The sequence below is a fragment of the Cellulomonas sp. ACRRI genome, assembly GCF_022346185.1.
Classification (GTDB): domain Bacteria; phylum Actinomycetota; class Actinomycetes; order Actinomycetales; family Cellulomonadaceae; genus Cellulomonas.
The window spans coordinates 1-23,981 of sequence record NZ_JAKRMS010000030.1 but is presented as its reverse complement, the minus strand read 5'-3'; the positions used below and the strand labels follow the sequence as shown (position 1 = coordinate 23,981).

Annotated in this window: 24 protein-coding genes and 1 pseudogene; 9 read left to right on the top strand and 16 right to left on the bottom strand. The window is 77.0% G+C overall.

From position 1 onward, the window contains the following. Positions 1-2: 2 nt before the first annotated feature. A complete protein-coding gene (locus MHY85_RS08055) occupies positions 3-785 on the bottom strand; it encodes a metalloregulator ArsR/SmtB family transcription factor (protein WP_239195304.1) in 783 nt (260 codons plus the stop codon). A 185-nt stretch (positions 786-970) separates the two neighbouring features. On the opposite strand from MHY85_RS08055, the gene MHY85_RS08050 reads away from it, so the two are divergent. From MHY85_RS08050 to MHY85_RS08040, 3 genes are all read left to right on the top strand, one after another. After that, entirely contained in the window at positions 971-1,921 is a 951-nt protein-coding gene (locus MHY85_RS08050; RefSeq protein ID WP_239195303.1) for an ABC transporter ATP-binding protein, read from the top strand. Next, positions 1,918-2,709, top strand: coding sequence for an ABC transporter permease (locus tag MHY85_RS08045; protein WP_239195302.1), 792 nt, complete (start codon positions 1,918-1,920; stop codon positions 2,707-2,709). The genes MHY85_RS08050 and MHY85_RS08045 overlap by 4 nt, the downstream gene beginning before the upstream one ends. A gap of 219 nt (positions 2,710-2,928) precedes the next feature. Beyond that, positions 2,929-3,855, top strand: a complete 927-nt coding sequence (locus MHY85_RS08040) for a heme A synthase (protein ID WP_239195301.1) — start codon at positions 2,929-2,931, stop codon at positions 3,853-3,855. Positions 3,856-3,862: 7 nt separating this feature from the next. Here the strand turns inward: MHY85_RS08040 and MHY85_RS08035 are convergent, their stop codons facing one another. Next, on the bottom strand, positions 3,863-4,621 hold the full coding sequence (locus tag MHY85_RS08035; RefSeq protein ID WP_239195300.1) for a DeoR/GlpR family DNA-binding transcription regulator: 759 nt from the start codon (positions 4,619-4,621) through the stop codon (positions 3,863-3,865). A 76-nt stretch (positions 4,622-4,697) separates the two neighbouring features. On the opposite strand from MHY85_RS08035, the gene MHY85_RS08030 reads away from it, so the two are divergent. The 6 genes from MHY85_RS08030 (at position 4,698) to MHY85_RS21810 (ending at position 9,371) form a co-directional block, all read left to right on the top strand. Continuing rightward, positions 4,698-5,069 carry a DUF4406 domain-containing protein gene (locus tag MHY85_RS08030; protein ID WP_239195298.1) on the top strand — a complete coding sequence of 124 codons (372 nt, stop codon included), beginning with the start codon at positions 4,698-4,700 and terminating at the stop codon, positions 5,067-5,069. A gap of 266 nt (positions 5,070-5,335) precedes the next feature. Then, entirely contained in the window at positions 5,336-6,238 is a 903-nt protein-coding gene (locus MHY85_RS08025) for a DMT family transporter (protein ID WP_239195296.1), read from the top strand. A gap of 258 nt (positions 6,239-6,496) precedes the next feature. Next, the gene (locus tag MHY85_RS08020) at positions 6,497-6,754 is read left to right on the top strand and encodes a helix-turn-helix transcriptional regulator (RefSeq protein ID WP_239195294.1); all 258 of its coding nucleotides are present in this window, start codon (positions 6,497-6,499) and stop codon (positions 6,752-6,754) included. A gap of 91 nt (positions 6,755-6,845) precedes the next feature. Next, positions 6,846-7,820, top strand: coding sequence for an ATP-binding cassette domain-containing protein (locus tag MHY85_RS08015; protein ID WP_239195292.1), 975 nt, complete (start codon positions 6,846-6,848; stop codon positions 7,818-7,820). Further along, positions 7,820-8,626 carry an ABC transporter permease gene (locus tag MHY85_RS08010; RefSeq protein WP_239195290.1) on the top strand — a complete coding sequence of 269 codons (807 nt, stop codon included), beginning with the start codon at positions 7,820-7,822 and terminating at the stop codon, positions 8,624-8,626. The genes MHY85_RS08015 and MHY85_RS08010 overlap by 1 nt, the downstream gene beginning before the upstream one ends. Before the next feature lie 130 nt (positions 8,627-8,756). Beyond that, complete coding sequence (locus MHY85_RS21810) at positions 8,757-9,371, top strand: VanZ family protein (protein ID WP_239195288.1); 615 nt, start codon at positions 8,757-8,759, stop codon at positions 9,369-9,371. Here MHY85_RS21810 and MHY85_RS21805 read toward each other — a convergent pair. From MHY85_RS21805 to MHY85_RS07935, 14 genes and pseudogenes are all read right to left on the bottom strand, one after another. After that, positions 9,368-10,333, bottom strand: coding sequence for a GGDEF domain-containing protein (locus MHY85_RS21805; RefSeq protein WP_239195287.1), 966 nt, complete (start codon positions 10,331-10,333; stop codon positions 9,368-9,370). The genes MHY85_RS21810 and MHY85_RS21805 overlap by 4 nt on opposite strands. A 118-nt stretch (positions 10,334-10,451) precedes the next feature. Continuing rightward, positions 10,452-11,069: an NUDIX hydrolase gene (locus tag MHY85_RS07995; protein WP_239195285.1), complete on the bottom strand. Its 618-nt coding sequence runs from the start codon at positions 11,067-11,069 to the stop codon at positions 10,452-10,454. After that, on the bottom strand, positions 11,066-12,760 hold the full coding sequence (locus MHY85_RS07990; RefSeq protein ID WP_239195283.1) for a CTP synthase: 1,695 nt from the start codon (positions 12,758-12,760) through the stop codon (positions 11,066-11,068). Before MHY85_RS07990 ends, MHY85_RS07995 begins: the two co-directional genes overlap by 4 nt. Positions 12,761-12,843: 83 nt before the next feature. Beyond that, positions 12,844-13,935, bottom strand: a complete 1,092-nt coding sequence (locus MHY85_RS07985; RefSeq protein WP_239195281.1) for a glycosyltransferase family 4 protein — start codon at positions 13,933-13,935, stop codon at positions 12,844-12,846. Continuing rightward, positions 13,932-15,698, bottom strand: coding sequence for a murein biosynthesis integral membrane protein MurJ (gene murJ / locus MHY85_RS07980; RefSeq protein WP_239195279.1), 1,767 nt, complete (start codon positions 15,696-15,698; stop codon positions 13,932-13,934). Before murJ ends, MHY85_RS07985 begins: the two co-directional genes overlap by 4 nt. Next, positions 15,695-16,585, bottom strand: coding sequence for a hypothetical protein (locus tag MHY85_RS07975; RefSeq protein ID WP_239195277.1), 891 nt, complete (start codon positions 16,583-16,585; stop codon positions 15,695-15,697). Before MHY85_RS07975 ends, murJ begins: the two co-directional genes overlap by 4 nt. Beyond that, a complete protein-coding gene (locus tag MHY85_RS07970) occupies positions 16,582-17,664 on the bottom strand; it encodes a copper transporter (RefSeq protein WP_239195275.1) in 1,083 nt (360 codons plus the stop codon). Before MHY85_RS07970 ends, MHY85_RS07975 begins: the two co-directional genes overlap by 4 nt. A gap of 73 nt (positions 17,665-17,737) precedes the next feature. Beyond that, a complete protein-coding gene (gene steA / locus MHY85_RS07965) occupies positions 17,738-18,928 on the bottom strand; it encodes a putative cytokinetic ring protein SteA (RefSeq protein WP_239195264.1) in 1,191 nt (396 codons plus the stop codon). A 6-nt stretch (positions 18,929-18,934) separates the two neighbouring features. Further along, positions 18,935-20,665 (bottom strand): DNA repair protein RecN, encoded by a 1,731-nt coding sequence (gene recN, locus MHY85_RS07960; protein ID WP_239195262.1) that lies wholly within the window; start codon positions 20,663-20,665, stop codon positions 18,935-18,937. A gap of 15 nt (positions 20,666-20,680) precedes the next feature. After that, positions 20,681-21,595 (bottom strand): NAD kinase, encoded by a 915-nt coding sequence (locus MHY85_RS07955; protein ID WP_239195260.1) that lies wholly within the window; start codon positions 21,593-21,595, stop codon positions 20,681-20,683. Continuing rightward, a complete protein-coding gene (locus MHY85_RS07950; protein ID WP_239195258.1) occupies positions 21,592-22,476 on the bottom strand; it encodes a TlyA family RNA methyltransferase in 885 nt (294 codons plus the stop codon). The genes MHY85_RS07955 and MHY85_RS07950 overlap by 4 nt, the downstream gene beginning before the upstream one ends. 5 nt (positions 22,477-22,481) lie before the next feature. Beyond that, positions 22,482-22,625 (bottom strand): hypothetical protein, encoded by a 144-nt coding sequence (locus MHY85_RS07945; RefSeq protein ID WP_187365301.1) that lies wholly within the window; start codon positions 22,623-22,625, stop codon positions 22,482-22,484. A 127-nt stretch (positions 22,626-22,752) separates the two neighbouring features. Then, complete coding sequence (locus tag MHY85_RS07940) at positions 22,753-23,805, bottom strand: HAD-IIA family hydrolase (protein ID WP_239195256.1); 1,053 nt, start codon at positions 23,803-23,805, stop codon at positions 22,753-22,755. Continuing rightward, positions 23,802-23,981, bottom strand: a pseudogene (locus tag MHY85_RS07935) (hypothetical protein); the annotation flags it as partial. The pseudogene MHY85_RS07935 and the gene MHY85_RS07940, both read right to left, overlap by 4 nt.

Here is a 23,981-nt window from a genome sequence, read left to right as displayed (position 1 = left end):
GCTCAGGGTCGGTCGGTGCCGGTCGCGGACCGGCGCACCGGCACGATCGGGATGTTCGTGGTGCAGACGTGGCCGCCGCGGGCCAGCGTCGCGAGCCGCTGCACGTGGACGCCGAGCATGCGGGAGAAGGCGTGCGCCTCCGCCTCGCAGAGCTCGGGGAACTCGCGCGCGACGTCCTGCACCGGGCAGTGGCCCTGGCACAGCTGGATGGCGTGGCCGCCGGGCACGGGGCGCGCGGTGGCCGCGAACCCGTCGACCGCGAGCCCGTCGGCGAGCACCTGGGCCCGGCGGACCGGGTCGTCGCCCGCCTCCGCCAGCGCGTCGGCGTGCCGGACCTCGAGGTCGCGGACCCGCTTCTCGGCGAAGCTGCGCACCGCGTCCGCGCCGCCGATCTCGGCGACGAACCGCAGCGCCTGCGACGCCAGCTCGGAGTACTGCTGGCTCAGCGCCGCCTGGCCGGCCGCGGTCACGACGTAGCGCTTGGCGGGGCGCCCGCGCCGGGCGGGCCCGACGGCGCCGCCGTCGTGGACCCCGATCTGCTGCTCGCCCTCCAGCACCGCGAGGTGCCGGCGGACGGCGGCGGCGGTCAGGTCGAGCTCGGCGGCCAGCTCGGCCGCGGACACCGGGCCGTCGGCCGCGATCAGGTCGAGCACCCGGCGGCGGGTCCCGGCCTCGGCCTCGGACTCGTGCTCCGCGGGGCGGGCGGGGCGCCCGGCCGGGTCGGTGGCCTCGGTGACGCAGTCGGCCTCCGGCGCGGCTGCGGTCCCCGGCGTGGTCGCGCTCATGGCACACACCTCCGGTTCGCTGCTGCACGGCTGGGTCGCGGGGCGGACCCCCGTCGGGCCCGGTCCCGCGGAGCCCCGACGAGGGCTCCCGATATCGGCAACATCCTTGTTGCCGAAATAAGTCCTGGCAAGCAAGGTCAGCCTCACCACACCGCACCCGAGGCTGCGCCCCCTACACTCGCGGGGTGCTCGGCCAGACCTCCTCCCCGCCCGCCGTCGAGGTGCGCGGGCTCGTCAAGCGGTACGACGGCCGTGCCGTGGTCGACGGGCTCGACCTGCACGCGTCCCCCGGACGGGTGACCGCGGTGCTCGGCCCGAACGGCGCGGGCAAGACCACCACCGTCGAGTGCTGCGAGGGCCTGCGCACCCCGGACGGCGGGACCGTGCGCGTCCTGGGGCTGGACCCCGTCGCGGACGCCGGCGCGCTGCGTCCGCGGGTCGGCGTGATGCTGCAGGACGCGGGCCTGCCGACCGGCGTGCCCTCGCTCGGCGTGCTGCGGCACGTCGCCGCGATGTACGCCCGGCCGCGAGACGTCGGGGAGCTCGCCGAGCGGCTCGGCCTGACCCCGTTCGCCCGGACGACGGTCCGCCGGCTGTCCGGCGGCCAGCGGCAGCGGCTCGCGCTGGCGACCGCCGTGGTGGGGCGCCCGGACGTCGTGTTCCTGGACGAGCCGTCGGCCGGGATGGACCCGCAGGCGCGCCGCGCCGTGTGGTCGCTGGTCGAGGAGCTGCGGTCCGACGGCGTGGCGGTGCTGCTGACCACCCACCTGATGGACGAGGCGGAGGCGCTGGCCGACGAGGTCGCGGTCGTCGACCACGGGCGCGTCATCGCCCACGGGTCGGTGCCGGCGCTCCTCGCGGGGGCCGACTCCTCGACGCTGACCTTCCGGACCGCACCGGGGCTCGACCTCGCGGCGCTGGGCGCCGCCCTGACCCCGGCCGGGGCCCCGGCGAGCGCCGCCGTGACCGAGACCGGACCCGGGTCCTACGCGGTCGACTCCCCCGCGACCCCGGCCCTGGTGGCCGCGCTCGCCGCCTGGTGCGCCGACCGCGACGTGCTGCTGGCCCGGGTGGACGTCGGGCGCCGCACCCTCGAGGACGTGTTCCTCGACCTGACCGGACGGAACCTGCGATGACCGCGCCCGCCGCCGCCGACACCCCCGCCGCCAGGGCGGACCGCGCCGCACCGGCCGGGCGCCGGGTGCGGGCCCAGGCCGGTTTCGAGACCCTGGCGGTCCTCCGCAACGGCGAGCAGCTGCTCGTCACGCTGATCATCCCGGTGGTGGCGCTGATCGCCCTCGGGCGGGGGTCGTTCCTCGACGTCGGCCTCGGCGACGCCGAGCGGATCGACGTGGTCACCCCCGGCGTCCTCGGCCTCGCCGTCATGGCGGGCTCGCTGACCTCCCAGGCGATCGCGACCGCGTTCGACCGCCGCAACGGGGTGCTGCGGCTGCTCGCGACGACCCCGCTCGGGCGGGGCGGGCTGCTCGCCGGCAAGGCGCTCGCCGTGCTCGCGGTCGCGGCGCTGCAGGTCGTCGTGGTGTCGGCGACGGGCCTCGCGCTCGGCTGGCGGCCCGACCCGGCCGGGCTGCCCGGCGCGGTGCTCGCGCTGCTGCTCGGCGTCGCCGCGTTCACCGCCCTGGCGCTGCTGCTCGCGGGCACGCTGCGCGCGGAGGCGGTGCTGGCGGTGGCCAACCTCCTGCTCGTGGTGCTGGCGGTCGTCGGCGGGCTGGTGCTGCCGGTGGCGGACCTGCCCGGGTGGTGGGCGTCCGTCGCGCAGTGGCTGCCGCCGGGCGCGCTGGGCGAGGCGCTGCGCGCGTCGCTCGTCGACGGGGCCTTCCCGGCCGCGCACCTGGCGGCGCTGGCCGCGTGGGCGCTGGTCCTCGCCGCGGCGGTGCGCCGCTGGTTCCGCTGGTCCTCCTGACCCCGGCTCCGCCCAGGCGCCCGTCGCCGAGAGGCGCGCCCGTCGCCGAGAGGCGCGTGCGTCGCGAGATAGGAGCTCCGCGCCGAGGTAGGACCCAGGAAGGCCCTACCTCGCGGCGAGGGTCCTGCCTCGGCGCGGCTGCGGGAGCCGGGAGCCGCGTGACCAAGACCTCGTGAGCGCGCGCACGAGGGACGCGCGCCGGACCGTAGGCTTGTCGCCGTGAGCCCCGACGTCGCCGCCGCCCCCGTCAGCCCCGCGCCCACCCGGTTCGCGGCGTGGCGGGAGCGCCTGACCCACCCCGTCCTGGTGGCGAACCTGGTGGCGCAGATCGGCATCGTCGTCACGGGCGGGGCCGTCCGGCTCACCGGCTCCGGCCTGGGCTGCTCGACGTGGCCGCAGTGCGAGCCCGGGCAGTTCACCGCCGCGTTCCACCCGGAGACGACCTACCACCAGTACGTCGAGTTCGGGAACCGCACCCTCACCGGAGTCCTCGGCGTCATCGCGGTCGCCGTCGCGCTGCTCGTCTGGTTCGACCGCGACCGGTCGGCCGCGTACCGCTGGCTCGGGTTCGCGCCGCTGGCGGGAGTCGTGGCGCAGGCGCTCATCGGCGGCGTGGTCGTCCTGCTGCACCTGCACCCGGCGTGGGTGAGCCTGCACTTCCTGGTGTCGATGGCGCTGGTCGCGGCCTCGACGCTGCTGGTGCACCGCAGCCGCGAGGGCGACGGGCCGCGGATCCCCGTCGTCGGGCCGTGGTCCCGGCGGCTCGCGCCCGTGCTCGCGGTGCTGGTGGCCGTCGTGCTCACGCTCGGTGTGATCACCACCGGCGCCGGGCCGCACTCGGGCGACGAGGAGGTCGGCTACCGGATCGCCGTCGACCCGTACCTGATGGCCCGGGTGCACGCCGCGTCCGTGTGGCTGTTCGTCGCCGTGCTCGCCGCGCTGCTGTGGCTGAACCGGCGCGGGCCCCGCCTGCTGCGCCGACGCGGCTGGGTGATGGTCGGGCTCGTCGCGCTGCAGGGCGTCATCGGGTACGTGCAGGTCGCGACCGACCTGCCGATCCTGCTGGTGCTGCTGCACATGCTGGGCGCGGCGCTGCTCGCCGCCGGGACGACGCGGTACCTGCTGACGTTCCGCACGCGCGCCTGACGGGCGGTCAGCCCGCCGCCACGAGCGGCACCCCCGCGTCCGCGAGCGCCCGCGCCGCCGGGTCCGCGAGGTCGACGTCGGTGACCACCCCGGCCACCTCGTCCAGCGGCAGCACCCGGAACGGCGACGCGGCGCCGATCTTCTCCGCGCTGGCCAGCACGTAGGTGTCCCCCGCGCGCCGCGCGAGCGCCCGCTTGGTCGCGGCCTCCTCGGCGTCGCCGGTGGTGAGGCCCGCCTCCGGGTGCACGCCGGTGACGCCGAGGAGGAACACGTCCGCCCACACGCCCGCGGCCGCCTCGGCGAGCATCGCCCCGGACGCCACGACCGAGTGCTTGTACAGCCGGCCGCCGAGCACCAGCACCTCGACCGTCGGGTGCTCCGCGAGCGCCGCGGCGACGGTCGGGCTGTGCGTCACGACCGTGGCCCGCAGGTCGGGCGGCAGCGCGCGGGCGACGGCGAGCGCCGTGGTCCCGCCGTCGAGGATCGCGGTGCTGCCCGGGCGGACGAGCGCGGCCGCGCGGCGGGCCACCCGGTCCTTGTTCTCGACGGCGACGGTGCGCCGGCCCGCGTAGTCGGCGAGCGCGGGCGACACCGGCAGCGCGCCCCCGTACACCCGCTGGCACAGGCCGGCGGCCGCCATCTCGCGCAGGTCGCGGCGCACGGTGTCCTCGGACAGCCCGAGCCGCTCGGCGGCGTCCTTGGCGACCACGCGCCCCTCGGCGCCCAGCACGCGCAGCAGCTCGTCCCGTCGCTGTGCCGGCAGCATCCGCGTCTCCTCGTCCTCGCCCGGTCCTCCCTGGTGCTGCCTAGTCTTGCACGGTTTTGCGCGTTATGGTCGGGGCATGACTCCACAGCTGATCCTCATCGCCGGCCCCTACCAGTCCGGGACCGGCGGCGACCCCACCGCCATGGCCGCCAACCTCCGCCGCCTCGAGGAGGCGGCCTGGCCGATCTTCGAGCGCGGGCACGTGCCGATGATCGGCGAGTGGGTGGCGCTGCCCGTGCTCGCGGGCATGGGCGCCGACGGCCCGACCGACCCGCGCGCACAGGAGGTGCTCCACCCCACCGCCGAGCGGCTGCTCGCCCACTGCGACGCGGTGCTCCGGCTGCCCGGGGAGTCGGCGGGCGCCGACGACGACGTCGCGATCGCGCGGCGGCGCGGCATCCCGGTGTACACCTCGGTCGACGACATCCCGCGGGCCGCGGCCGCCTGACCGGGACGCGGCGGGCGGGCCGCCGGCGCGGCAGCGACGGCACGACGGCACGGCGCCCGACGGCCCGCCCGCCATGCGGACGCCCTCGGGGCGGTCCGCGACCGGGACGTACGCTCCCGGCATGGATCCGATGAGCAACCGGGGCTGCGCCCCGCGCCGGGGGCCCGGGGCCTGACCCCGGCACGACCGACGCCCGCGTCGACGTGCCGCGCCGGCACCCCGACCACCGCCCGCCGCACCGGCGGGCCGTCCCGCTGAGGACCCCCATGCTCTCGTTCCCCCTCGGCGCGCGCCCGCGCGCCCTCACCGCCGCCGCCTTCGTCCTGGTCGGCTCCGCGTCCGTGCAGGTCTCGGCCGCGCTCGCCTCGTCCGCGTTCGGCCAGCTGGGCACGCTCGCGGTGTCCGGCTACCGGATGACCGCCGCCGCGCTCGTCCTGCTCGTGCTGACGCGGCCCGCGCTGCGCGGGCGCGACCGGCGCGCCTGGGCCGGCATCGCCCTGTACGGCGTCGCGATGGCCGCGATGAACGTGCTGTTCTACGCCGCGCTCGACCGCATCCCGCTCGGCGTCGCCGTCACGCTGGAGTTCTGCGGACCGCTCGCGGTCGCGGCGGTCGCCTCCGCCGGGCGCTCCCGGCTGCTGCCCGTCGTCGCGCTCGCCGGCGTGGTCCTGGTCGTCGGCGCCCCGACCGGCGGGCTGGACCCCGTCGGCGTCGGGCTCGGCCTCGGCGCGGCCGCCGCGTTCGGGGGGTACACGGTGCTCGCCGGCCGGGTCGGCTCGGGGTCCGGCGGGCTGGGCGACCTCGCGCTGTCGGTCGCGGTCGGCGCCCTGCTGCTGTCGCCGTTCCAGGTGGCGCAGGCCCCGGCGCTGGAGCCCGGGCACGTCGCACCGCTGGTGCTGTCCGGGTTGATCGGCGTCGCCCTGGCCTTCTCGCTGGACTTCCAGGCCGCCCGGCTGGCGGGCGCACGGGTGGTCGGCACGCTGTTCGCGGTCGACCCGGCGATGGCGGCGCTGGTGGGGGCCGTCGCGCTCGGCGACCGGCTCCCCGTGGCGGCGCTCGGCGGCATCGCCCTGGTGGTGCTGGCGGGCGCGGGCGCGGTCTGGTCGGCGGGACGCCGAGCGCCGTCCGCCGCCCCGGCGGCGACGCCGGCCCCCGTCCCCCTGGACTGACCCGCGCGGCCCGAGCCTCGCGGCCCGCCGCGGCCGCGCGGCGCGTTGCGCCATCCGGGTGGTCCTCCGCCGCCGGCAGGGCGGGCTCACCGGGCGCTGACCTGCGGCGGGACCCCGTTCGCCCGCAGGTCAGCGCCACCCGGGTGATTGATTGACGATTCATCTACCAGTCCGGGAACCCCTCCCGTGCCGAATGAAGGGGTGGAGCCCGCCGCGGTCGACCGGCGGGCACGACCCACCCCCAGCATCGGAGCCACCATGACCGCCCTCGACGACGCCCCCCGGACCGCGACCGCACTGCTGGGCGAACCCCTCAGCCCGCGCGAGCGCATCGTGCTCGCCGAGCTGGCGGAGGACGTCACGCTCGAGCACATCGCCCGCAAGCTGTTCGTCTCGCGCAACACCGTGAAGACCCAGGTGCGCTCGATCTACCGCAAGATCGGCGCGTCCACCCGCGCGGAGGCGGCCGCCTGGGCGGAGGCGGCCGGCCTGCGCCGACCCGCGCCACCGCTCTGACCTGCACCGCGGGGGCGGAGAGCGCCGCCGCCCACCGCAGGCTCGCCCCGGACCCTTCTGGTGTGTTGTAGGTCACATCTACGCTCGCCCCATGGAACACGCGATCGAGGCCCGCGGGCTCGTCAAGCGCTACAAGGGCGTCACCGCCCTCGACGGCGTCGACCTCACGGTGCCGGCCGGCACCGTCCTCGGCCTGCTCGGCCCCAACGGGGCCGGCAAGACCACCATCGTCCGCGTCCTGTCCACGCTCCTGCGGCCCGACTCCGGCAGCGCGCGCGTCATGGGCGTCGACGTGCTCGACCGGCCGGCCGAGGTCCGGCGACGCATCGGCCTGTCGGGCCAGTACGCCGCCGTGGACGAGTACCTGTCGGGCTACGAGAACCTGGACATGATCGGCAGGCTCTACCACCTGGGAGCCCGCCGGTCCCGCGAGCGGGCGCGCGAGCTGCTCGCGTCCTTCCGGCTGGAGGACGCGGCCGACCGGCCGACCAAGACGTACTCGGGCGGCATGCGGCGCCGGCTCGACCTCGCGGGCGCCCTCGTCGCCGACCCACCCGTGATCTTCCTCGACGAGCCCACCACCGGCCTGGACCCGCGCGGGCGCACCGAGATGTGGGACGTCATCCAGACCCTGGTGGCCGGGGGCACCACGCTGCTGCTGACCACGCAGTACCTGGAGGAGGCCGACGTGCTCGCCGACGAGATCGTCGTCATCGACCACGGCCGGATCATCGCCCAGGGCACCGCCGACCAGCTCAAGCGGCAGGTCGGCGGGGAGCGCCTGGAGCTCACCGTCTCCGACGTCGCGCTGCTCGCGCACGTCGAGGAGGTGCTCGCCCCGCTCGGCGTCGGCCGTCCCTCCGTCGACGACGGCCGGCGGTCGTTCGTCATGCCGGTGTCCGGCGGCCCGGAGGTGCTCAGCGAGGCGCTGCGGCGGCTCGACGAGCGCCAGGTCCGGCTGGAGGACGTCGGCCTGCGCCGCCCGACCCTGGACGACGTGTTCCTCGCCCTGACCGGCAAGACCGCCGAGCAGGACGGCAGCCCCGAGAAGCAGGGAGACGCGTGATGGCGGTCCCGAACGTGCTGGCCGACGCGTCCGTCGTCGCCAAGCGGAACATCATGAAGATCAAGCGGGTGCCCGACCTGCTCGTCTTCACCACGCTCTCCCCCATCATGTTCGTCCTGCTGTTCTCCTACGTGTTCGGCGGGGCGATCGACCAGGAGGAGGGCGGCCAGGCCTACCGCGAGTTCCTGATCGCCGGGATCTTCGCGCAGACCGTCATCTTCGGGGCGACGGTGACGGGCGCGGCGCTCGCCGAGGACCTGAAGAAGGGCATCCTCGACCGGTTCCGGTCGCTGCCGATGGCGCCGTCGGCCGTGCTGACCGGGCGGACGTTCTCCGACGTCGTCAACAACGTCATCGTCCTCGTCGTGATGAGCCTGACCGGGCTCGTGGTGGGCTGGCGGATCCGCTCGTCCTGGCTCGAGGCGCTGGCCGGGTTCGGGCTGCTGCTGGTGTTCGCCTACGCGATCAGCTGGATCATGGCGTGGATCGGCATGCTGGTGCCGAGCCCCGAGGTGGTGAACAACGCGTCGTTCATCGTGATCTTCCCGCTGACGTTCGTCGCGAACACGTTCGTCCCGCTGGACACGCTGCCGCCGCCGCTGCAGACGTTCGCCGAGTGGAACCCGGTGTCGGCGGTGACCCAGGCCGCGCGCGAGCTGTTCGGGAACATCCCGCCCGGCACGCCCGAGCCGACCGCGTGGCCGCTGCAGCACCCGGAGGTCTACACGCTGATCTGGTCGGCGCTCTTCCTCGTCGTGTTCGTGCCGCTCGCCAACGCGCAGTACCGCGTCTCGACCAGCCGCTGAGCCCACGGGCGGACCCGGACCGCACCGGGTCCAGCCGCGGGTGGATGCCCGCGTCGCGGGGCACTGGCACCGTGGCCGCGGGTCGCCGGGCAGGCCGGCGTGCCCGCCGTCGAGAAGAGCAGGTCGCGCCGTGTTCCGCCAGGTCCCCGTCCTCCCCGTCGTCGTCCCGCTCGCCGCGGTCGCCCTCGCGGCGCTGCTGACCGTCCTCGCCCGCCGCGGGCGGCTGACCGCGCCCCGGGCCGCCGTGGCCGTCGCGCTCAGCGGGTACGGGGCGGGGATCGTGGCGAACACGGTGTTCCCGATCTTCCTGGACAAGCCGCGCGCGCACGCGCCGTGGGACGGCCACCTGACGCTGGTGCTGCTCTCCGGCTACCAGGCGGACGACGCGCTCACGAACGTCGCCGTCTTCGTGCCCCTCGGGGTGCTGGTGCCGCTGCTGCTCGCGCGGTCGTCGTGGCCGCGCACCGTGCTGGTGGCGGTGGGCGTGAGCCTCGGCATCGAGGTCAGCCAGCTGATCACGGCGCACCTCCTGGGCGGCGGGCACCTCGCGGACGTGAACGACCTGCTGTTCAACGTCCTGGGCGCGGCGCTCGGCTACGGCCTGCTCCGCGCCGGGGCGCGGGTCCCGCGGGTCGCGGCCCTGGTCGACCGGCTCCGCTGGTCCGACCCGGCTCCCACCGACCCGCCCGCCGACGGTGCGCGCGCCGCCGTCCCGGCGGTCGCGGGCGCCCCGCGACGCGGCTAGACGGACCCGCCGACCCGCCGGCCCTTGCGCGCGTAGAGCGCCTCGTCCGCGCGGGCCAGCACCGCGCGCACCGGCTCGTCGCCGGCGGCCTGCGCCACGCCGTGGCTCCACGTCGGGTCGCCCGCGGCGTGCTGCTCCCCCGCCGCGGCGACCCAGTCCTCCGCGGCCCCCGCGTCCCGGCCCGCGAGCACCACCGCGAACTCGTCCCCGCCGACCCGGCCGATCAGGTCGCCGTCGCCGAGCGCGTCGCGCCACCCGCGCACCAGGCGGACCAGCACCTCGTCGCCGGCGGCGTGCCCGAGGGTGTCGTTGACGACCTTGAAGTCGTCGACGTCCAGGCAGACCACCGACGCCGGCCGGCCCCGGCGCGCCGCGTCGTGCAGCAGCAGGGCGGCGCGCTCGTCGAACGCCGCGCGGGTCAGCGCCCCGGTCAGGTCGTCGGTGGTGGCCAGCAGCCGCAGGCGCTGGAGCAGGTACGTGACCAGGCCGCTCATCACGACCGTGGTCGCCGCGAGCACGAGCCAGGTGACGGGTCGGAACGGCACCGGGGAGACGAGCATGGCCAGCCCCAGGACGACGACCACCAGCCCCAGCACCCGGCGCACCGCGCGGGGGTCGCCCAGCAGGGCCGCGGCCTGGCCGGCGACCACCAGGCCCAGGCTCGTCGTGACGACTCCCGCGAGGGTCTGGCAGCTCGCGACCAGCACACCGCCGATGCCGACCGCGCCGACGAGCGCGGCGAGCGGGGCGCGCGCCCGGCGCCGGAGCAGCAGCAGGGCGGCGGCGAGCAGGGCCAGCGCGGCCGAGCCCCCGTACCAGACCTCGACCAGCGTCAGCCGCGAGGGTGGCCACACCGCGCTGACCAGGCACAGCACCGCGCACAGCAGCAGGGCGCCGGCGGTGTGCGAGGCCGCGAGGAACAGGCGTGCGCCGTCGGTCGGGGGGCGGGTCCGCGCGCGCACGCCCCACCCCATCGGCGGCGGGCGGCGTCACCTGACCGGTGGGACCGGGGACCACCCGTCCGGGCGAACGGACGCGGCGCCGGGCGGCGGGATCGCGCCCGCCTGGCGCCGCCCCGCGTCAGCCGACCGGGCGCAGGGTCCGCCAGCCGCGGTCCCGCGAGGCCGCGGCGGCGAGGATGCCGACGGCGCCGCTGGGGCTGCGCAGGCGGCCGGCCAGCACCGCCTCGACCGCCTCGTCGAGCGGCACCCACAGGGGCACCATGCCCGCCTCCTCGTCCTCGCGGGCGAACCGCTCGGCCTCCGGGACCTCGGACAGCCCGCGGGCCAGGTACACGAGGATGTGCTCGTTGGAGCCGCCCGGGGAGTTCGCGAACTCGGCGAGCAGGTGCCAGTCCTCCGCGCGGAGATCGGCCTCCTCCCCCAGCTCGCGAGCGGCGGTGACGTGCGGCGGCTCGCCGTCGACGTCCCGCAGCCCGGCCGGCGGCTCCCACAGCTCGGCGCGCACCGGGTGCCGGTACTGCTGGAGCAGCAGCACGCGGTCGTCCTCGTCGAGCGCGATCACCGCGACCGCGCCCGGGTGGTCGACGAACTCCCGGACCACCTGCGAGTCGCCCAGGTCCACGGTCTCCGAGACCAGGTCCCAGATCTTCCCGTGGTGCAGGTCGGTGTGCTCGAGCACGGGCCGCGCGGCGGGCCGGTCGGCCGGCCCGCCGCGCGCGTCCTGCGCCGTCGTCACGCCCGGGCCTTCGCCTTCGGGGCGGCCTTGGCGCCCCGGGCGTCGAGCGCGGCCCGGACCAGGCCGGCGAACAGCGGGTGCGACCGGGTCGGCCGCGACTTGAACTCCGGGTGCGCCTGGGTCGCGACGTAGTACGGGTGCACCTCGCGCGGCAGCTCCACGAACTCCACGAGCGACGAGTCCGGGGAGACGCCCGAGATGACCAGGCCGGCCTCCTCCAGCTTGTCGCGGTACGCGTTGTTGACCTCGTACCGGTGGCGGTGCCGCTCGGTGACGCGCGTCGCGCCGTAGGCCTCGGCCGCGACCGACCCCTCGGCCAGCACGGCCTCGTACGAGCCGAGCCGCATGGTGCCGCCGAGGTCGCCCTCGCCGCCGACGATCGCGAGCTGCTCCGCCATGGTCGCGACGACCGGGTGCGCGGGGTCCGCGTCGAACTCCGACGACGAGGCGCCGGCCAGGCCGAGCACGTTCCGGGCGTACTCGATGACCATCGTCTGCAGGCCGAGGCAGATGCCGAGGGTCGGCACCTTGCTCTCGCGCGCCCAGCGCAGGGCGCCGAGCTTGCCCTCGATGCCGCGCACGCCGAACCCGCCCGGGACCAGCACCGCGTCCACGCCGCCGAGCGCGCGCTGCGCGCCCTCGGGGGTCTGGCAGTCGTCCGAGGGGACCCAGCGGATCTTCACCTTGGCGTCGTGGTGGAAGCCGCCGGCGCGCAGCGCCTCGGTCACCGACAGGTAGGCGTCCGGCAGGTCGATGTACTTGCCGACCAGCGCCACCTCGACGTGGTGAGCGGGCTGGTGCACGCGCTGCAGCAGCTCGTCCCAGCCGCTCCAGTCGACGTCGCGGAACTGCATGCCGAGCCGCTGCACCACGTAGGCGTCCAGGCCCTCGGCGTGGATGACCCGCGGGATGTCGTAGATGCTCGGGGCGTCCACGCAGGAGATGACGCCCTGGGTGTCCACGTCGCACATCAGGCCGATCTTGGCCTTGATCGACTGCGGGATCTCCCGGTCCGAGCGCAGCACGATCGCGTCGGGCTGGATGCCGATGCTGCGCAGCGCGGCGACCGAGTGCTGGGTGGGCTTGGTCTTCAGCTCGCCCGACGGGCCGATGTACGGCACCAGCGACACGTGCAGGAAGAACACGTTGTCCCGGCCGAGCTCGTGGCGGACCTGGCGGGCCGCCTCGAGGAACGGCTGCGACTCGATGTCGCCGACCGTGCCGCCGATCTCCGTGATGATGAGGTCGACGTCGTCGGCGGCCTGCGACCGCATGCGCGCCTTGATCTCATCGGTGATGTGCGGGATGACCTGGACCGTGTCGCCGAGGTACTCGCCGCGCCGCTCCTTCGCGATCACGTGCGAGTAGACCTGGCCGGTCGTCACGTTCGCGGAGCCGACCAGGTCGACGTCGAGGAACCGCTCGTAGTGACCGACGTCGAGGTCCGTCTCGGCCCCGTCCTCGGTGACGAAGACCTCGCCGTGCTGGAACGGGTTCATCGTCCCGGGGTCGACGTTGAGGTAGGGGTCGAGCTTCTGCATCGTGACCCGGAGGCCGCGGGAGCGGAGAAGTCGGCCGAGGCTGGAGGCGGTCAGGCCCTTGCCCAGTGAGGAGGCGACGCCTCCCGTGACGAAGATGTGCCGGGTCGTGGTGTCCGACCGCCCGGAGAGTCGGTGTACGCGCTCTGCCACGGGCTTCCACTGTACCCGAGTCCCGGGCCCCGCGTGCGCCCCACGCCGGTGACCCCGGCCACGGCGGCCCGGCGGGCCCGGGATCAGGCGGTGTAGGCGGCGTCCAGCTGGGTCAGGACGTCGGCGACCTCCGGGAGGGTCGCGGCGCGGGCCCTGGCCGCGTCGCGGAGCGCGGTCCGGCGCGCGTCGTCCGACAGGACCGCGGTCAGCGCGGCCGCGAACGCGTCCGGCTCCCCGACGGGCACCAGCACCGCGGCGTCGCCGGTGACCTCGCGGGTGCCGCCGGCGTCCGTGACGACCAGCGCCGCACCGAGGGCCAGGGCCTCCTGCACCGCGAGCGGCTGGCCCTCCCAGACGGCCGTCGACGCGACGACGTCCGCGGCGGCCAGCAGGTCCGCGACGTCCTCGCGCCGGCCCAGCAGGTCGACCGGCGCGCCCGCCGCCTCCGCCCGCGCCCGCAGGTCCGCCAGCAGCGGCCCGTCCCCCGCGACGACCCAGCGCAGCGCGGGCCGGGTGCGGGCGACGGCCGCAGCGGCCGCCACGAGGGTGTCCAGCCCCTTCTGGGGGGCCAGCCGCGCCACCGTGACGACCAGGTCGTCCCCCGGCGCGACGCCGAGCGCCGCGCGGACCGCGTCCCGGTCCCGGCCGGGCGAGCGGCGGGCGGGGGCCGGCACGAGGGCCCGCTCGGCCCGGCGGGCGCCCTGCGCGCGGGCCAGGTCGACCAGGTCGCCCGACACCCCGAGCACCACGTCGGCACCGCGCGCGACCACCCGGCCGAGCACCGCGGACACGGACCGGATCGCCCGGCCGCCGACCGGGAGGTTGTGCAGCGTCACCACCACCCGCGGGCGTCGCGCGCCCCGGTGCGGCCGGCCGCGGACCGCCAGCACCGCCAGCGCGCCCGCGCGCAGCCCGTGGGCGTGCACGGCGTCCGCCTCCCGGGCCAGCGCGGCGAGCCGGGCCACCGCGCGCGCGTCCGCGCCGGACGGGCGGTCGGCGATCTCGACGGCGGCGAAGCCGACGCCGGGGCCGGCGGCCACGGTCGGCTCCAGCGCGGCCGGGCCGGCCACCAGCACCCGGTCCCCCGCCGCCGCCAGCGCGGCCGACACCTGGGCGACGTGCCGGGCGACGCCGCCCGCGCTCGAGCCGAGCACCTGCAGCACGCGTCGGGTCATCGTCCCGACTCCCCGGGTCCGTCGTGCGGCACCTCGGCCGCGGGTCCGGCGTCCGCCGCCGGGGTGGTCGCGGGGCCCGGGTCCGTACCCGGCACGAGGGCGTCCGCCGCGACGCCGGCGCCCGCGGCGCCCCCGGGCCCGCCGCGGCGCAGCAGGCCCGTCACCGTCGACCGGTCGAGCACGGCCACCGCGCCCACCACGAGCACGACGACGACCGCCGCCCCGCCCGCGGCGGCCACGACCGCGCCCGGGATGCCGTCGGTCAGCGCCTGCACCGCGTCCACCACCCACCGGCCGACGACGCCGGCGACGGCGCCCGCCCCGACCAGCACCGCGAGGGTGCGGGTCAACCCGGCGACGGCCTCGGCCCCCGCGGCGGCGCGCAGGACGGCCAGCAGCGCCACCCCGGCGACCACCATGCCGATCGTGTTGCCCAGCGACAGGGCGTGCAGCGTCGCGGCGGCGTCCCGGCCGCCCGGCACGAGCGCCACGCACGCGACCCAGGACGCCGCGGCCACGGTCAGCCAGCCGGCGCTGGCGGCGAGCACCGCCAGCCGGCCGCGCTCCAGCGCGTACAGCGCCCGGGACACGTGGAAGACGAGCGCGAAGCCGAGGAGCCCCGGCGCGACGAGGGTCAGCGCATCCGCGACGGCGGCGATCAGGTCGGTGTTGCCGCGGCCGATCGCCCGGAACACCGCCGTCGCCGCGGGCGCCACCGCCACGAGCATCGCCGCGCCGGTCGCCCCGGCGACGAGCACGCCCCGGGTCGTCACCGCCGCGAGCGGGGCGTAGCCGGGCCGGCCCTCGCGCTGCGCCGCGGCGGCGAGCCGCGGGAACGTGCTGGTCGCGAGCGGCACCGCGAGCACCGCGTACGGCAGCAGGTAGGTGGGCTGCACCATCGTCTGCCACGCCGAGAGCGCGCCCTCGCCGCCGTAGGACTGGGCGAGGGTGATCGTGACGAGCACCGCGAGCTGCTGGGCGACCAGGGCCCCGATCCCGGCGAGCGCGAGCCCGCGCGCCCGGGCGGCGACCCCGTCCGGGAACCGCAGCGCGGGCCGCAGCCGCACGCCGGACCGCCAGACCGGCACCACCTGGCACAGGCCCATCGCGGCCACGCCGGCGGTCGTGCCCCACGCCAGCAGCGCCGCGGCCCCGTCGGGGAGCAGGGACGCCTCGCCGGCCCCGCCCGCGACGCCCGCGTCCGCCAGCAGCCGCCCGTAGCCGGCGTACGCGCCGATCACGACCAGGCTCGACAGCACCGGCGCGAACGCCGGCCAGAAGAACCTCCGCTGCGCCTGCAGGACGCCGGACAGCACCACGGCGAGCCCGTACAGCGGCAGCTGCACCGCGAACACGCGGACGAAGAACGTCACCAGGTCGCGCTCGGCGGCGGTGTCCACCCGGGACAGCGCGGCGATCGGCTCGGCGGCCAGGGCGAGGACCGCGCCGATCAGCACCAGCCCGCCGAGCGTCCAGCCGAGCATCGCGGACGCGATCCGCGACACGTCGTCCCGCATCCCGCGGGCCAGCGGCCCGGCGATCACGGGGATCAGCGCGCCGGCCAGCGCCCCGCCCGCGGCCACCTCGAACAGCACGTTGGGCAGCGTGTTCGCCCAGTTGTAGGCGTCGCCGACGTCGGTGAGCCCGACCGCGTTCGTGAAGACCAGGTTGCGCGCGAAGCCCAGCAGCCGGCTGACGACCGTCACGGCCGAGATCAGGGCCGCGGCGCCCGCCAGACCGGACAGGACGGCCCGGCGGCTCACCGCCCCGGCACCCCGGGCACGTGCGCCGGCCGGCGCCCCCACGCGTCGAGCTCGCGCAGCACCGGCGTGCGCGCGATCACCTGCGTGAACGACACCTTCTCCGAGGCGACGGTCAGCGCGACCACGCCGGCCAGCAGCGCGAGCCGCACCGGCCGCGGGCAGCCCTGCACCGCCGCCGTGCCGAGCACCGCGCCGACGGCGTTCGCGCCGGAGTCGCCCAGCATGTCCCGCTCGCCCAGGTCCGCCGGCAGCTCGACGACGGCGGCGCCCAGCACCGCGGCCGACGTGGCCCCGCCGCGGCCGCCCAGCAGCCCGGCGGGCGCGGCGGCGATCGTCGCCGCCTTCAGCGCGCGCCCGGGCCGCAGGTCGAGCAGGTTGACCAGGTTGGCGGTGGCGGCGATCAGCGCGCCGTCCGCGACCACGTCGGCCAGCCGGACCGCCGCCGCGGCGCCGCGGCCCGCGGGCAGCCGGTCGTGCGGCCGGCTCAGCGCGGCGGCGACCAGCGCGCCCGCGCCGATGCCGAGCACCTTGAGCCCGCCCGTGGTGACCTCGCCGCGGGCCAGCGCGCCCAGGTGGCCGCGCAGGCCCTTGCGCACGGTGCCCTCGCGGTCCTCGGTCAGGTCGTCGACCAGGCCGAACGCCGTGGCGCTGGTGGTGGCGACGGCCAGCGCCGCGCCGTCCCGGGCCGACGGGGCGCCGACCAGACCGCCGGCCAGCACGCCCGCGGCGACCGCGGGGCCGCCGAGCAGGCTCACCGGCTCGCCCCGGTGGTTGGTGCGCTCCCAGCGGCGCGCGCCGCCCGGGGGCTCGTCGTCCAGGAGGCCGCGGACGACCGTCGTCGTGACGCGCGCGGCGACGGCCGCGGCGAGGCGGCGGGCGGTGCTCACCCCTGGGCCCCCTCGTCGGCGGCGCCCTCGCCCGCGTCGCCGGTGACGTCGCCCGCGGCGTCGCCCGCGCCCGCGTCCCCGGTCGCGACCGGCGTGCGGTCCGGCGGGGTCAGCGTCGTCGCGGTGGGGATCGTCGTGAGGTCGCCCCCGCGGCCGTAGTGGCCGTTGGTGCCGCCGATCCGCGCGTTCAGCGCCAGGGGGACCGACACCTGCCCGGCGGACGTGTCGCCGTCGCTCACCGTGGTGATCGCCTCCGCCGCCGAGTCGTCGCCCAGGATCGTCGCGACGAGCGTGCCGTCGGTGACCGGGCCGTCGACGACGACCGCGCCCTCGGACCGGGTCTGCGCGACCCGGGCGAGCGCGATCTGCGACTGCAGCACGGCCGCGGCCTCGTCGGCGTCGGGCGTGGCGTCGGCGGGGACGGCCTCGGGCGCGACGGTGGGCGCCACCAGCACGATCGCGTCGGCGGGCTGGGTGATCTCGCCCTCGACGGTCACGAGCGGCGAGTCGCCGGACGTCATGAACTCGAGCAGCGTCGCCGCGTCGGCGCTCAGGGCGTCCGGGTTGGCCGGGTCGGCGCCCGTGAGGCCCTGCACCAGCGCCTCCGACAGCGAGGTGTCGGCGGTGGCGTCGTCGGCCGGCTGCGGGTCGAGGTAGCTGCTGATGTTGCCGACGAGCGCCTGGCGGAACGACCGCAGGTCGGTGGACGACCACGCCTCGTTCAGCGTCACGTCCGCGCTGACGGTCGCGCCCGCCGCGGTCAGCTGCGCCTCGATCGCGTCGCGCGCGTCGCCGTCGACCGTGCCGAGCCCGATCACGGCCACGCGGCGCTGGTCGAGCGTGCCGGCGACGAGCTCGGCGCCCGCGGCCTCGACGAACGCGTCGGACGCGGCGAGGTCGGAGCCCGCCTCGTCCAGGTCCGAGCGCAGCTGGTCCCGCTCGCTGCGCAGCTGGTCCACCTGCCCCGTGAGCGTGTTGCCGATCGTCTCCTCGAGCGGGCCGGCGCCGAGGGCGATGCCCACCGCGAGCGCGAGGAACACCGAGATCAGCGAGACGAGGTGGTAGCGGAAGTCGATCACAGGGAGGGCTCTCGATCGGGTGCCGGCGCGTGCGCGGCACGGGAGGTGGCGGGTCGGGGCGTGGCGGCGCGCGTCATGACGACCCGCCGAACAGCGACCCGAGCCAGTAGACGAAGTCGTCCCAGCGGGCCGCGGCCAGCCCGATCAGGGTCTGGCCGGCGGTCGTCGACGCGAGGGCCACGCCGAGCGCGAGCAGGCCCGCGAGCACGAGCAGCGTCAGCTGGAGGTTGGAGATCCGGTTCCGGTAGAGCCGGGACACCCCCTTGGCGTCGACCAGCTTGCTGCCGACCCGGAGCCGGGTGAGGAACGTCGACGCCATGCCCGACCGGCCCTTGTCCAGGAACTCGACGAGCGTGGCGTGCGTGCCGACGGCGACGATCAGCTCGGCGCCCTTGTCGTCCGCCAGCAGCATCGCGACGTCCTCGCTGGTGCCGGTCGCCGGGAACACGATGTGCGGCACGCCGAGCTGGTCGACGCGCGCCAGTCCCGGCGCGCGGCCGTCCCGGTACGCGTGCACCACGATCTCGGCGCCGCAGCGCAGCGCCCGGTCGGACACCGAGTCCATGTCGCCGACGATCATGTCGGGCGTCCAGCCGGCCTCGAGGATCGCGTCCGCGCCGCCGTCCACGCCGACGAGCACCGGGCGGTACTCGCGGATGTACGGCCGCAGCGTGACCAGGTCCTCCTTGTAGTGGTACCCGCGCACCACGATGAGCACCTGCCGGCCCTCGATCTGCGTCGTGATGTCCGGGACGCCCACGCCGTCGAGCAGCAGGTCGCGCTCCCGGCGCAGGTAGTCCATCGTGTTCGCGGCGAACGACTCGAGCTGGACCGACAGGCCCTCGCGCGCGGCGGCCTGGTCGGTCGCCACCGTCTGCTCGGTCTGCACGGTGCCCTCGGCGACAAGCGTGTCGCCGTCGTACACCGCGCCGTTCTCGACGCGGAGCGTGCGGCCCTCGCGCAGGGTCATCACGTCGGGACCGAGGTCGTCGACGAGCGGGATGCCCGCGGACACCAGGATGTCCGGGCCGAGGTTCGGGTACCGGCCGGACGTCGAGCGCGCGGCGTTGAGCACCGCGGCGGGCTTGCAGGCGGCGAGCGCCTCGGCCGACACCCGGTCGATGTCGACGTGGTCGATCACGGCGATCTCACCCGGACGCAGGCGCTTGGTCAGCGACTTGGTGCGGGGGTCGACCCGGGCGGGGCCGACGAGCTCGCCCCCGGGGGACGCGGCGGAGCGCTTACGCGAGGGCAGGAGTTTCATCGCCGTTCATCGTGCCAGATCCGCCAGCTCCAGGAGCTCCGCCGCGTGCGCGCGCGCCGTGCCGGATTCCTCCTGGCCGGACAGCATCCGCGCCAGCTCGCGGACCCGGTCCTCCCCCGCCACCTCAGCCACGTCCGACGCCGTGACGGCGCCGTCCCGCGACTTGGTGACCACCAGGTGGCGGTCCGCGAACGCGGCGACCTGGGCCAGGTGCGTCACCACCAGGACCTGCGAACCCCGCGCCAGGGCCGCCAGCCGGCGCCCCACCTCGGTCGCGGCGCGCCCGCCCACGCCGGCGTCGACCTCGTCGAACACGAACGTCCCCGGGGTGTGCTCGCCGCGGTCCGGCGACGTGGCGAGGGCCACCTCGAGCGCCAGCATGACCCGCGACAGCTCGCCGCCGGACGCCCCCTTGCCGAGCGGCCGGCCCGGCGCGCCGGGGTGCGGGACCAGGAGCATCTCCACGACATCTCCACCGTGCGGGCCCAGCTCGGGCGCAGCCTCGACCCGGACGGTCAGGCTGGCGCCGCCCATCGCGAGCCCGGCCAGCTCGGCCGACACGGTCGCCGCGAGCCGCTCGGCGGCCTCCCGCCGGGCCGCGCCGATCCGCCCCGCGAGGTCGGCGAGCCGCCCGTCCAGGGCGTCCCGCTCGGCCGTCAGGCCGGCGACCCTCTCGTCGCCGTCGCCGATGTCGAGCAGCCGGCGGCCGCTCTCGTCCGCCCAGCGCAGCACCGCGTCGACGTCCTCGCCGTAGGAGCGGGTCAGGGACGCGAGCTCGGCGCGCCGGGTCTGGGCGGCGTCCAGGCGCAGCGGGTCGGCCTGCAGGTCCTGCAGGTACGACGACAGCTCCGTGGCGGCGTCCGCCAGCAGGTAGCCGGCCTCCGCCACCCGGTCGCGCAGCTCGGCCAGCCGGGCGTCGTGGCTCCCGGCGCCGTCCAGCAGCCTCTTCGCGTGCTCGACCAGCGCCGCGGCGTTCGCGCCCTCGTCGCCGGCGTCCTCGTCCCCGAGCAGCGCCGCGTGCGCGCCCGAGGCGGCGGCGCGCAGGTCCTCCGCGTGCTCCAGGCGCTCGATCTCCCGCGCCAGGTCGACGTCCTCCCCCGGCTGCGGGTCGATCCGCTCGACCTCCGCCAGCCCGAGCCGCAGCAGCTCGGCCTCGCGGGCGAGGTCCTGCCGCCGGGCGGTCAGGTCGTCGATCGTCGCCTGCAGCCGGCCGCGCTCCGCCCACGCCTGCCGGTACTCCCCGAGCAGGGCGCCGTGCGCCGCCCCCGCGAACGCGTCCAGGGCCTCGCGCTGGTGCTGCGGGGAGCGCAGCCGGGCCTGGTCCTGCTGACCGTGCACGGTGATGAGCTGCTCCGCGAGCTCGCCCAGCACCGCCTGCGGCACCGAGCGGCCGCCGAGGTGCGCCCGGGACCGGCCCGCGGAGCCGTCCGTGGCGGCCTGCACCGTGCGGACCAGCAGCAGAGCGCCGTCGTCGTCCACCGCGGCCCCGGCCTCCTCGGCCCGCTCCAGCACCGGCGAGCCCTCCGGCACGACCACCCGGCCCTCGACGACCGCCGTGGTCGCGCCGGTCCGCACCGTCGCCGGGTCGGCCTTGCCGCCGAGCAGCAGGTTCAGCCCGGTCAGCACCATCGTCTTGCCCGCGCCGGTCTCCCCGGTCAGGACGGTCAGCCCCGGGTGCAGCCGGATCTGGGCGCCGGTGATGACGCCCAGGTCGCTGATCGTGATCTCCTCGAACACGCGCGCGTCCGCTCCTCAGTCCTCGTCGGCCGGCGCGCGGGTGGCGCCGGGCACACGGTCGCGCGCCGGGATCTCCGGGGCGCGCCCCCGCCATCCGACCACGGGGAGCCCGAACTTGTTCACCAGCCGGTCCGTGAACGGCGCCGGGGTCAGCCGGGCCAGCCTGACCGGGACCGGCGACCGGCGCACCTCGACGCGCGAGCCGGCGGGCACCTCGATGTGCCGGCGCCCGTCGCAGACCAGCACCGCCGCCGAGGGCGACCGCGTCAGCACCTCGACCGCGACGACGCTGCGCGGCCCGACCACCAGCGGGCGCGCGAACAGCGCGTGCGCCGACAGCGGCACCACGATCAGGCTGTCGACCTCGGGCCACACGACGGGGCCGCCCGCCGAGAACGCGTGCGCGGTGGAGCCGGTCGACGTCGCCAGCACGACGCCGTCGCAGCCGAAGCTCGACAGCGGGCGGTCGTCCACCTCGAGCACGACCTCGACCATCCGCGCCGGCTCGGCCTTCTCCAGCGCGGCCTCGTTCAGCGCCCAGCCCGTCACCGGGTCCCGCCGTCCGGGCACCTGGACCTGCACCTGGAGCGTCGTGCGCTCCTCGACGGTGTAGTCCCCCGCCGCGATCCGGCGCACCGCCTCCTTGATGTCGTCCCGCTCGCTCTCCGCGAGGAAGCCCACGTGGCCCAGGTTGATCCCCAGCAGCGGCACCCCGGCACCGCGCGCGAGCTCCGCGGCGCGCAGGATCGTGCCGTCGCCGCCGAGGATCATCGCCAGCTCGATGTCGTGGAACGCCATGCCGGGCACGTCCTCGCCCGCGAGCACCGGCGTGAAGCCGGCGGCCTCCAGCGCGGCGGCGGCCTCCTCGGTCGCCGTGACCGCCTCGGCCCGCCCGCTGTGCGTGACGACCAGGACCCGCCTGCTGGTCATGCGCCCTCCTCCTGCTCGGTGACGACGGCCCGGACCCGGGCCGCGAGGGCGTCGCCGGTGAGGGCGTCGCCGGTGTGCGCACCGGGCTGGGTGCCGGTGCGCTGGGTGCCGGTGCGCTGGGTGCCGGTGCGCTCGGTCCTGCGGCGCAGCCGCAGGAAGTACTCCACGTTGCCGCTCGGTCCCGGCAGCGGGCTGCGCGCCACGCCGAGCACCTGCAGACCCTGCTTCTGCGCGACGGCCGCGACGGCCAGCACCGCCTCCGCACGCTGGTCCGCGCTGCGCACGACGCCGCCCGAGCCCAGGCGCTCGCGCCCGACCTCGAACTGCGGCTTCACCATGAGCAGCAGGTCGGCGCCCGGCGCGGCGACCGCGGCCAGCGCCGGCAGCACCAGGGTCAACGAGATGAACGACAGGTCGGCCACCACGAGCCCGGGAGCCGGGTCGACGTCGGCCGGGGTCAGGTACCGCACGTTGACACCCTCGCGCGCCTCGACCCGGGGGTCGGACCGCAGCCGCTGGACCAGCTGGTCGTGCCCGACGTCCAGCGCCAGCACCCGGCGGGCACCGCGGCGCAGCAGCACGTCGGTGAACCCGCCCGTGCTCGCCCCGGCGTCCAGGCAGTCGCGGCCCTCGACCACGACGTCGGCGAACGCGTCGAGCGCCCCGAGCAGCTTGTGCGCGCCGCGGGACGCCCAGTCGTCCCCGGGACCGTCCGCGCCCGGCTCGACGCGCGGGTGCTGGCCGTCGCCGAGCGGCGCCGCCGGGCGGCGCACGGGCGCGCCGTCGACCGTCACCCGGCCCGCGGCGATGAGCTCGGCCGCGTGCTTCCGCGACCGGGCGAGCCCGTCACGGACGAGGGCGGCGTCGACGCGCGTCGGCACCCGCCTCAGCCCTCCGCGTCGGCGAGCCGGTCCTGCAGGGCCGCGTGCACGGCGTCGAACACGGCGAGCTGCTCGCGCAGGGTGAGCTCGGTGACCTCGGTCAGGCGCACGACCGCCTGGTCGACCGCCTGGTCGCCCGTCGGCTCCACGGCTCCACTCCCCACTCCGCCCGCGGCGGCTGCCGCCAGCCCGCGACCGACCGGCCTGCTGGCCCCGTCGCGTCCCCCCGGCTGGTCCCACGTCTGCTGTGTGTGCACCCCTGCGCTGCCGGCCAGGCTACCGGCCGGCGACCGCCCCCGCGGCGTCCTCGGGGGTGACACGCAGGTCGGGGACGGTGGACTCGTCCAGCTCCTCGCCCCCGTCGACCGCCGCCCAGGCCGCGGCGCAGGCCGCCCGCACCAGGTCGACACCCACGGGCGCGTCCCCGCCCAGCTCCAGGCGCCCGGACGTCACGCGGGCCGCAGCCGCGCCGCACGCCCACCACCCCTCCGCCGCCGGCACCGGCGCGGGGTGCGGGACCAGCAGGCCCCCCAGGTCCGCGGCGATGTAGTGCGGCCGCAGGCCCGCGGGCGCCAGGACGTCGTCGCGGGCCGTGCTCACGCCCGTGAGCACGTGCAGCCCCGCGAACCCGCCCGTGCGGGCGCCCGCCAGGTCGGTGTCCAGCCGGTCGCCGACGACCAGCGCCGCCCGCGCGCCGTGCCGCTCGACCGCGATCTCGTACATCGTCGCCGCCGGCTTGCCCGCGCTGTCGGGCACCACGCCCGTCGCCGCCTGCACCGCGCCGACGAGCGCGCCGTTGCCCGGCGCGAAGCCCCGGGCGGTCGGCAGGCTCTTGTCGAGGTTGCTCGCGACGAACCACGCGCCGCCCGCCACGGCGTACGCCGCCTCGGCCAGCTGCGCCCAGCCGAGCTCCGGGGCGAAGCCCTGGGCCACCGCCTCCGGCCGGTCGTCGGCGGACGTGACGACCTCGAAGCCCGCCTCCCGCACGGCGGTGACGAGCCCGGCACCGCCGACCACGAGCACCTTCGCGCCAGGCTGCAGACGGGTCGCCAGCAGCGCCGCGCAGGCCTGCGCGGCGGTCAGCACGTCACCCGGCCGCGTCGGGATGTCCAGCGAGGTGAGCTGGTCCGCGACCGACTCCGGCTCGCGCGAGGCGTTGTTCGTGACGAACACCAGCCGCATGCCCGCGGCGCGCGCCCCCGCGAGCCCGGCGGCGGCGCCGTCGATCGGCTCGTGGCCGCGGTACGCGACGCCGTCGAGGTCCACCAGGGCCAGGTCGTAGCGCTCGGCCAGCGGGGTGTCGCTGCCGAGGAGCCGTGCGTGGGTCACTCGTCCTCCGTGTCCTTGCCGCCCGCGGGGGCGCTGTCGGGGGTGGGGGCGGCCCACGACTCCCCGCGCCGCGCGAGGTCGCAGGCGAGCTCGAACCCGTCCTGCGCCCCGGGCACGAACGCGCTGAGCACCCCCAGGTGCCCGTGGGCGGTGCCGTCGCCGTCGGGCCACTCCGC

Bases quoted from the DNA above. Each gene is read 5' to 3' on its own strand.
- MHY85_RS07985 (WP_239195281.1), bottom strand. From the start codon at position 13,935: ATGACCCGACGCGTGCTGCAGGTGCTCGGCTCGAGCGCGGGCGGCGTC.
- MHY85_RS08055 (WP_239195304.1), bottom strand. From the start codon at position 785: ATGAGCGCGACCACGCCGGGGACCGCAGCCGCGCCGGAGGCCGACTGC.
- MHY85_RS08045 (WP_239195302.1), top strand. From the start codon at position 1,918: ATGACCGCGCCCGCCGCCGCCGACACCCCCGCCGCCAGGGCGGACCGC.
- MHY85_RS08030 (WP_239195298.1), top strand. From the start codon at position 4,698: ATGACTCCACAGCTGATCCTCATCGCCGGCCCCTACCAGTCCGGGACC.
- MHY85_RS07955 (WP_239195260.1), bottom strand. From the start codon at position 21,595: ATGACCAGCAGGCGGGTCCTGGTCGTCACGCACAGCGGGCGGGCCGAG.
- MHY85_RS08020 (WP_239195294.1), top strand. From the start codon at position 6,497: ATGACCGCCCTCGACGACGCCCCCCGGACCGCGACCGCACTGCTGGGC.
- steA (WP_239195264.1), bottom strand. From the start codon at position 18,928: ATGAAACTCCTGCCCTCGCGTAAGCGCTCCGCCGCGTCCCCCGGGGGC.
- MHY85_RS08025 (WP_239195296.1), top strand. From the start codon at position 5,336: ATGCTCTCGTTCCCCCTCGGCGCGCGCCCGCGCGCCCTCACCGCCGCC.
- MHY85_RS08035 (WP_239195300.1), bottom strand. From the start codon at position 4,621: ATGCTGCCGGCACAGCGACGGGACGAGCTGCTGCGCGTGCTGGGCGCC.
- MHY85_RS08010 (WP_239195290.1), top strand. From the start codon at position 7,820: ATGGCGGTCCCGAACGTGCTGGCCGACGCGTCCGTCGTCGCCAAGCGG.
- MHY85_RS08015 (WP_239195292.1), top strand. From the start codon at position 6,846: ATGGAACACGCGATCGAGGCCCGCGGGCTCGTCAAGCGCTACAAGGGC.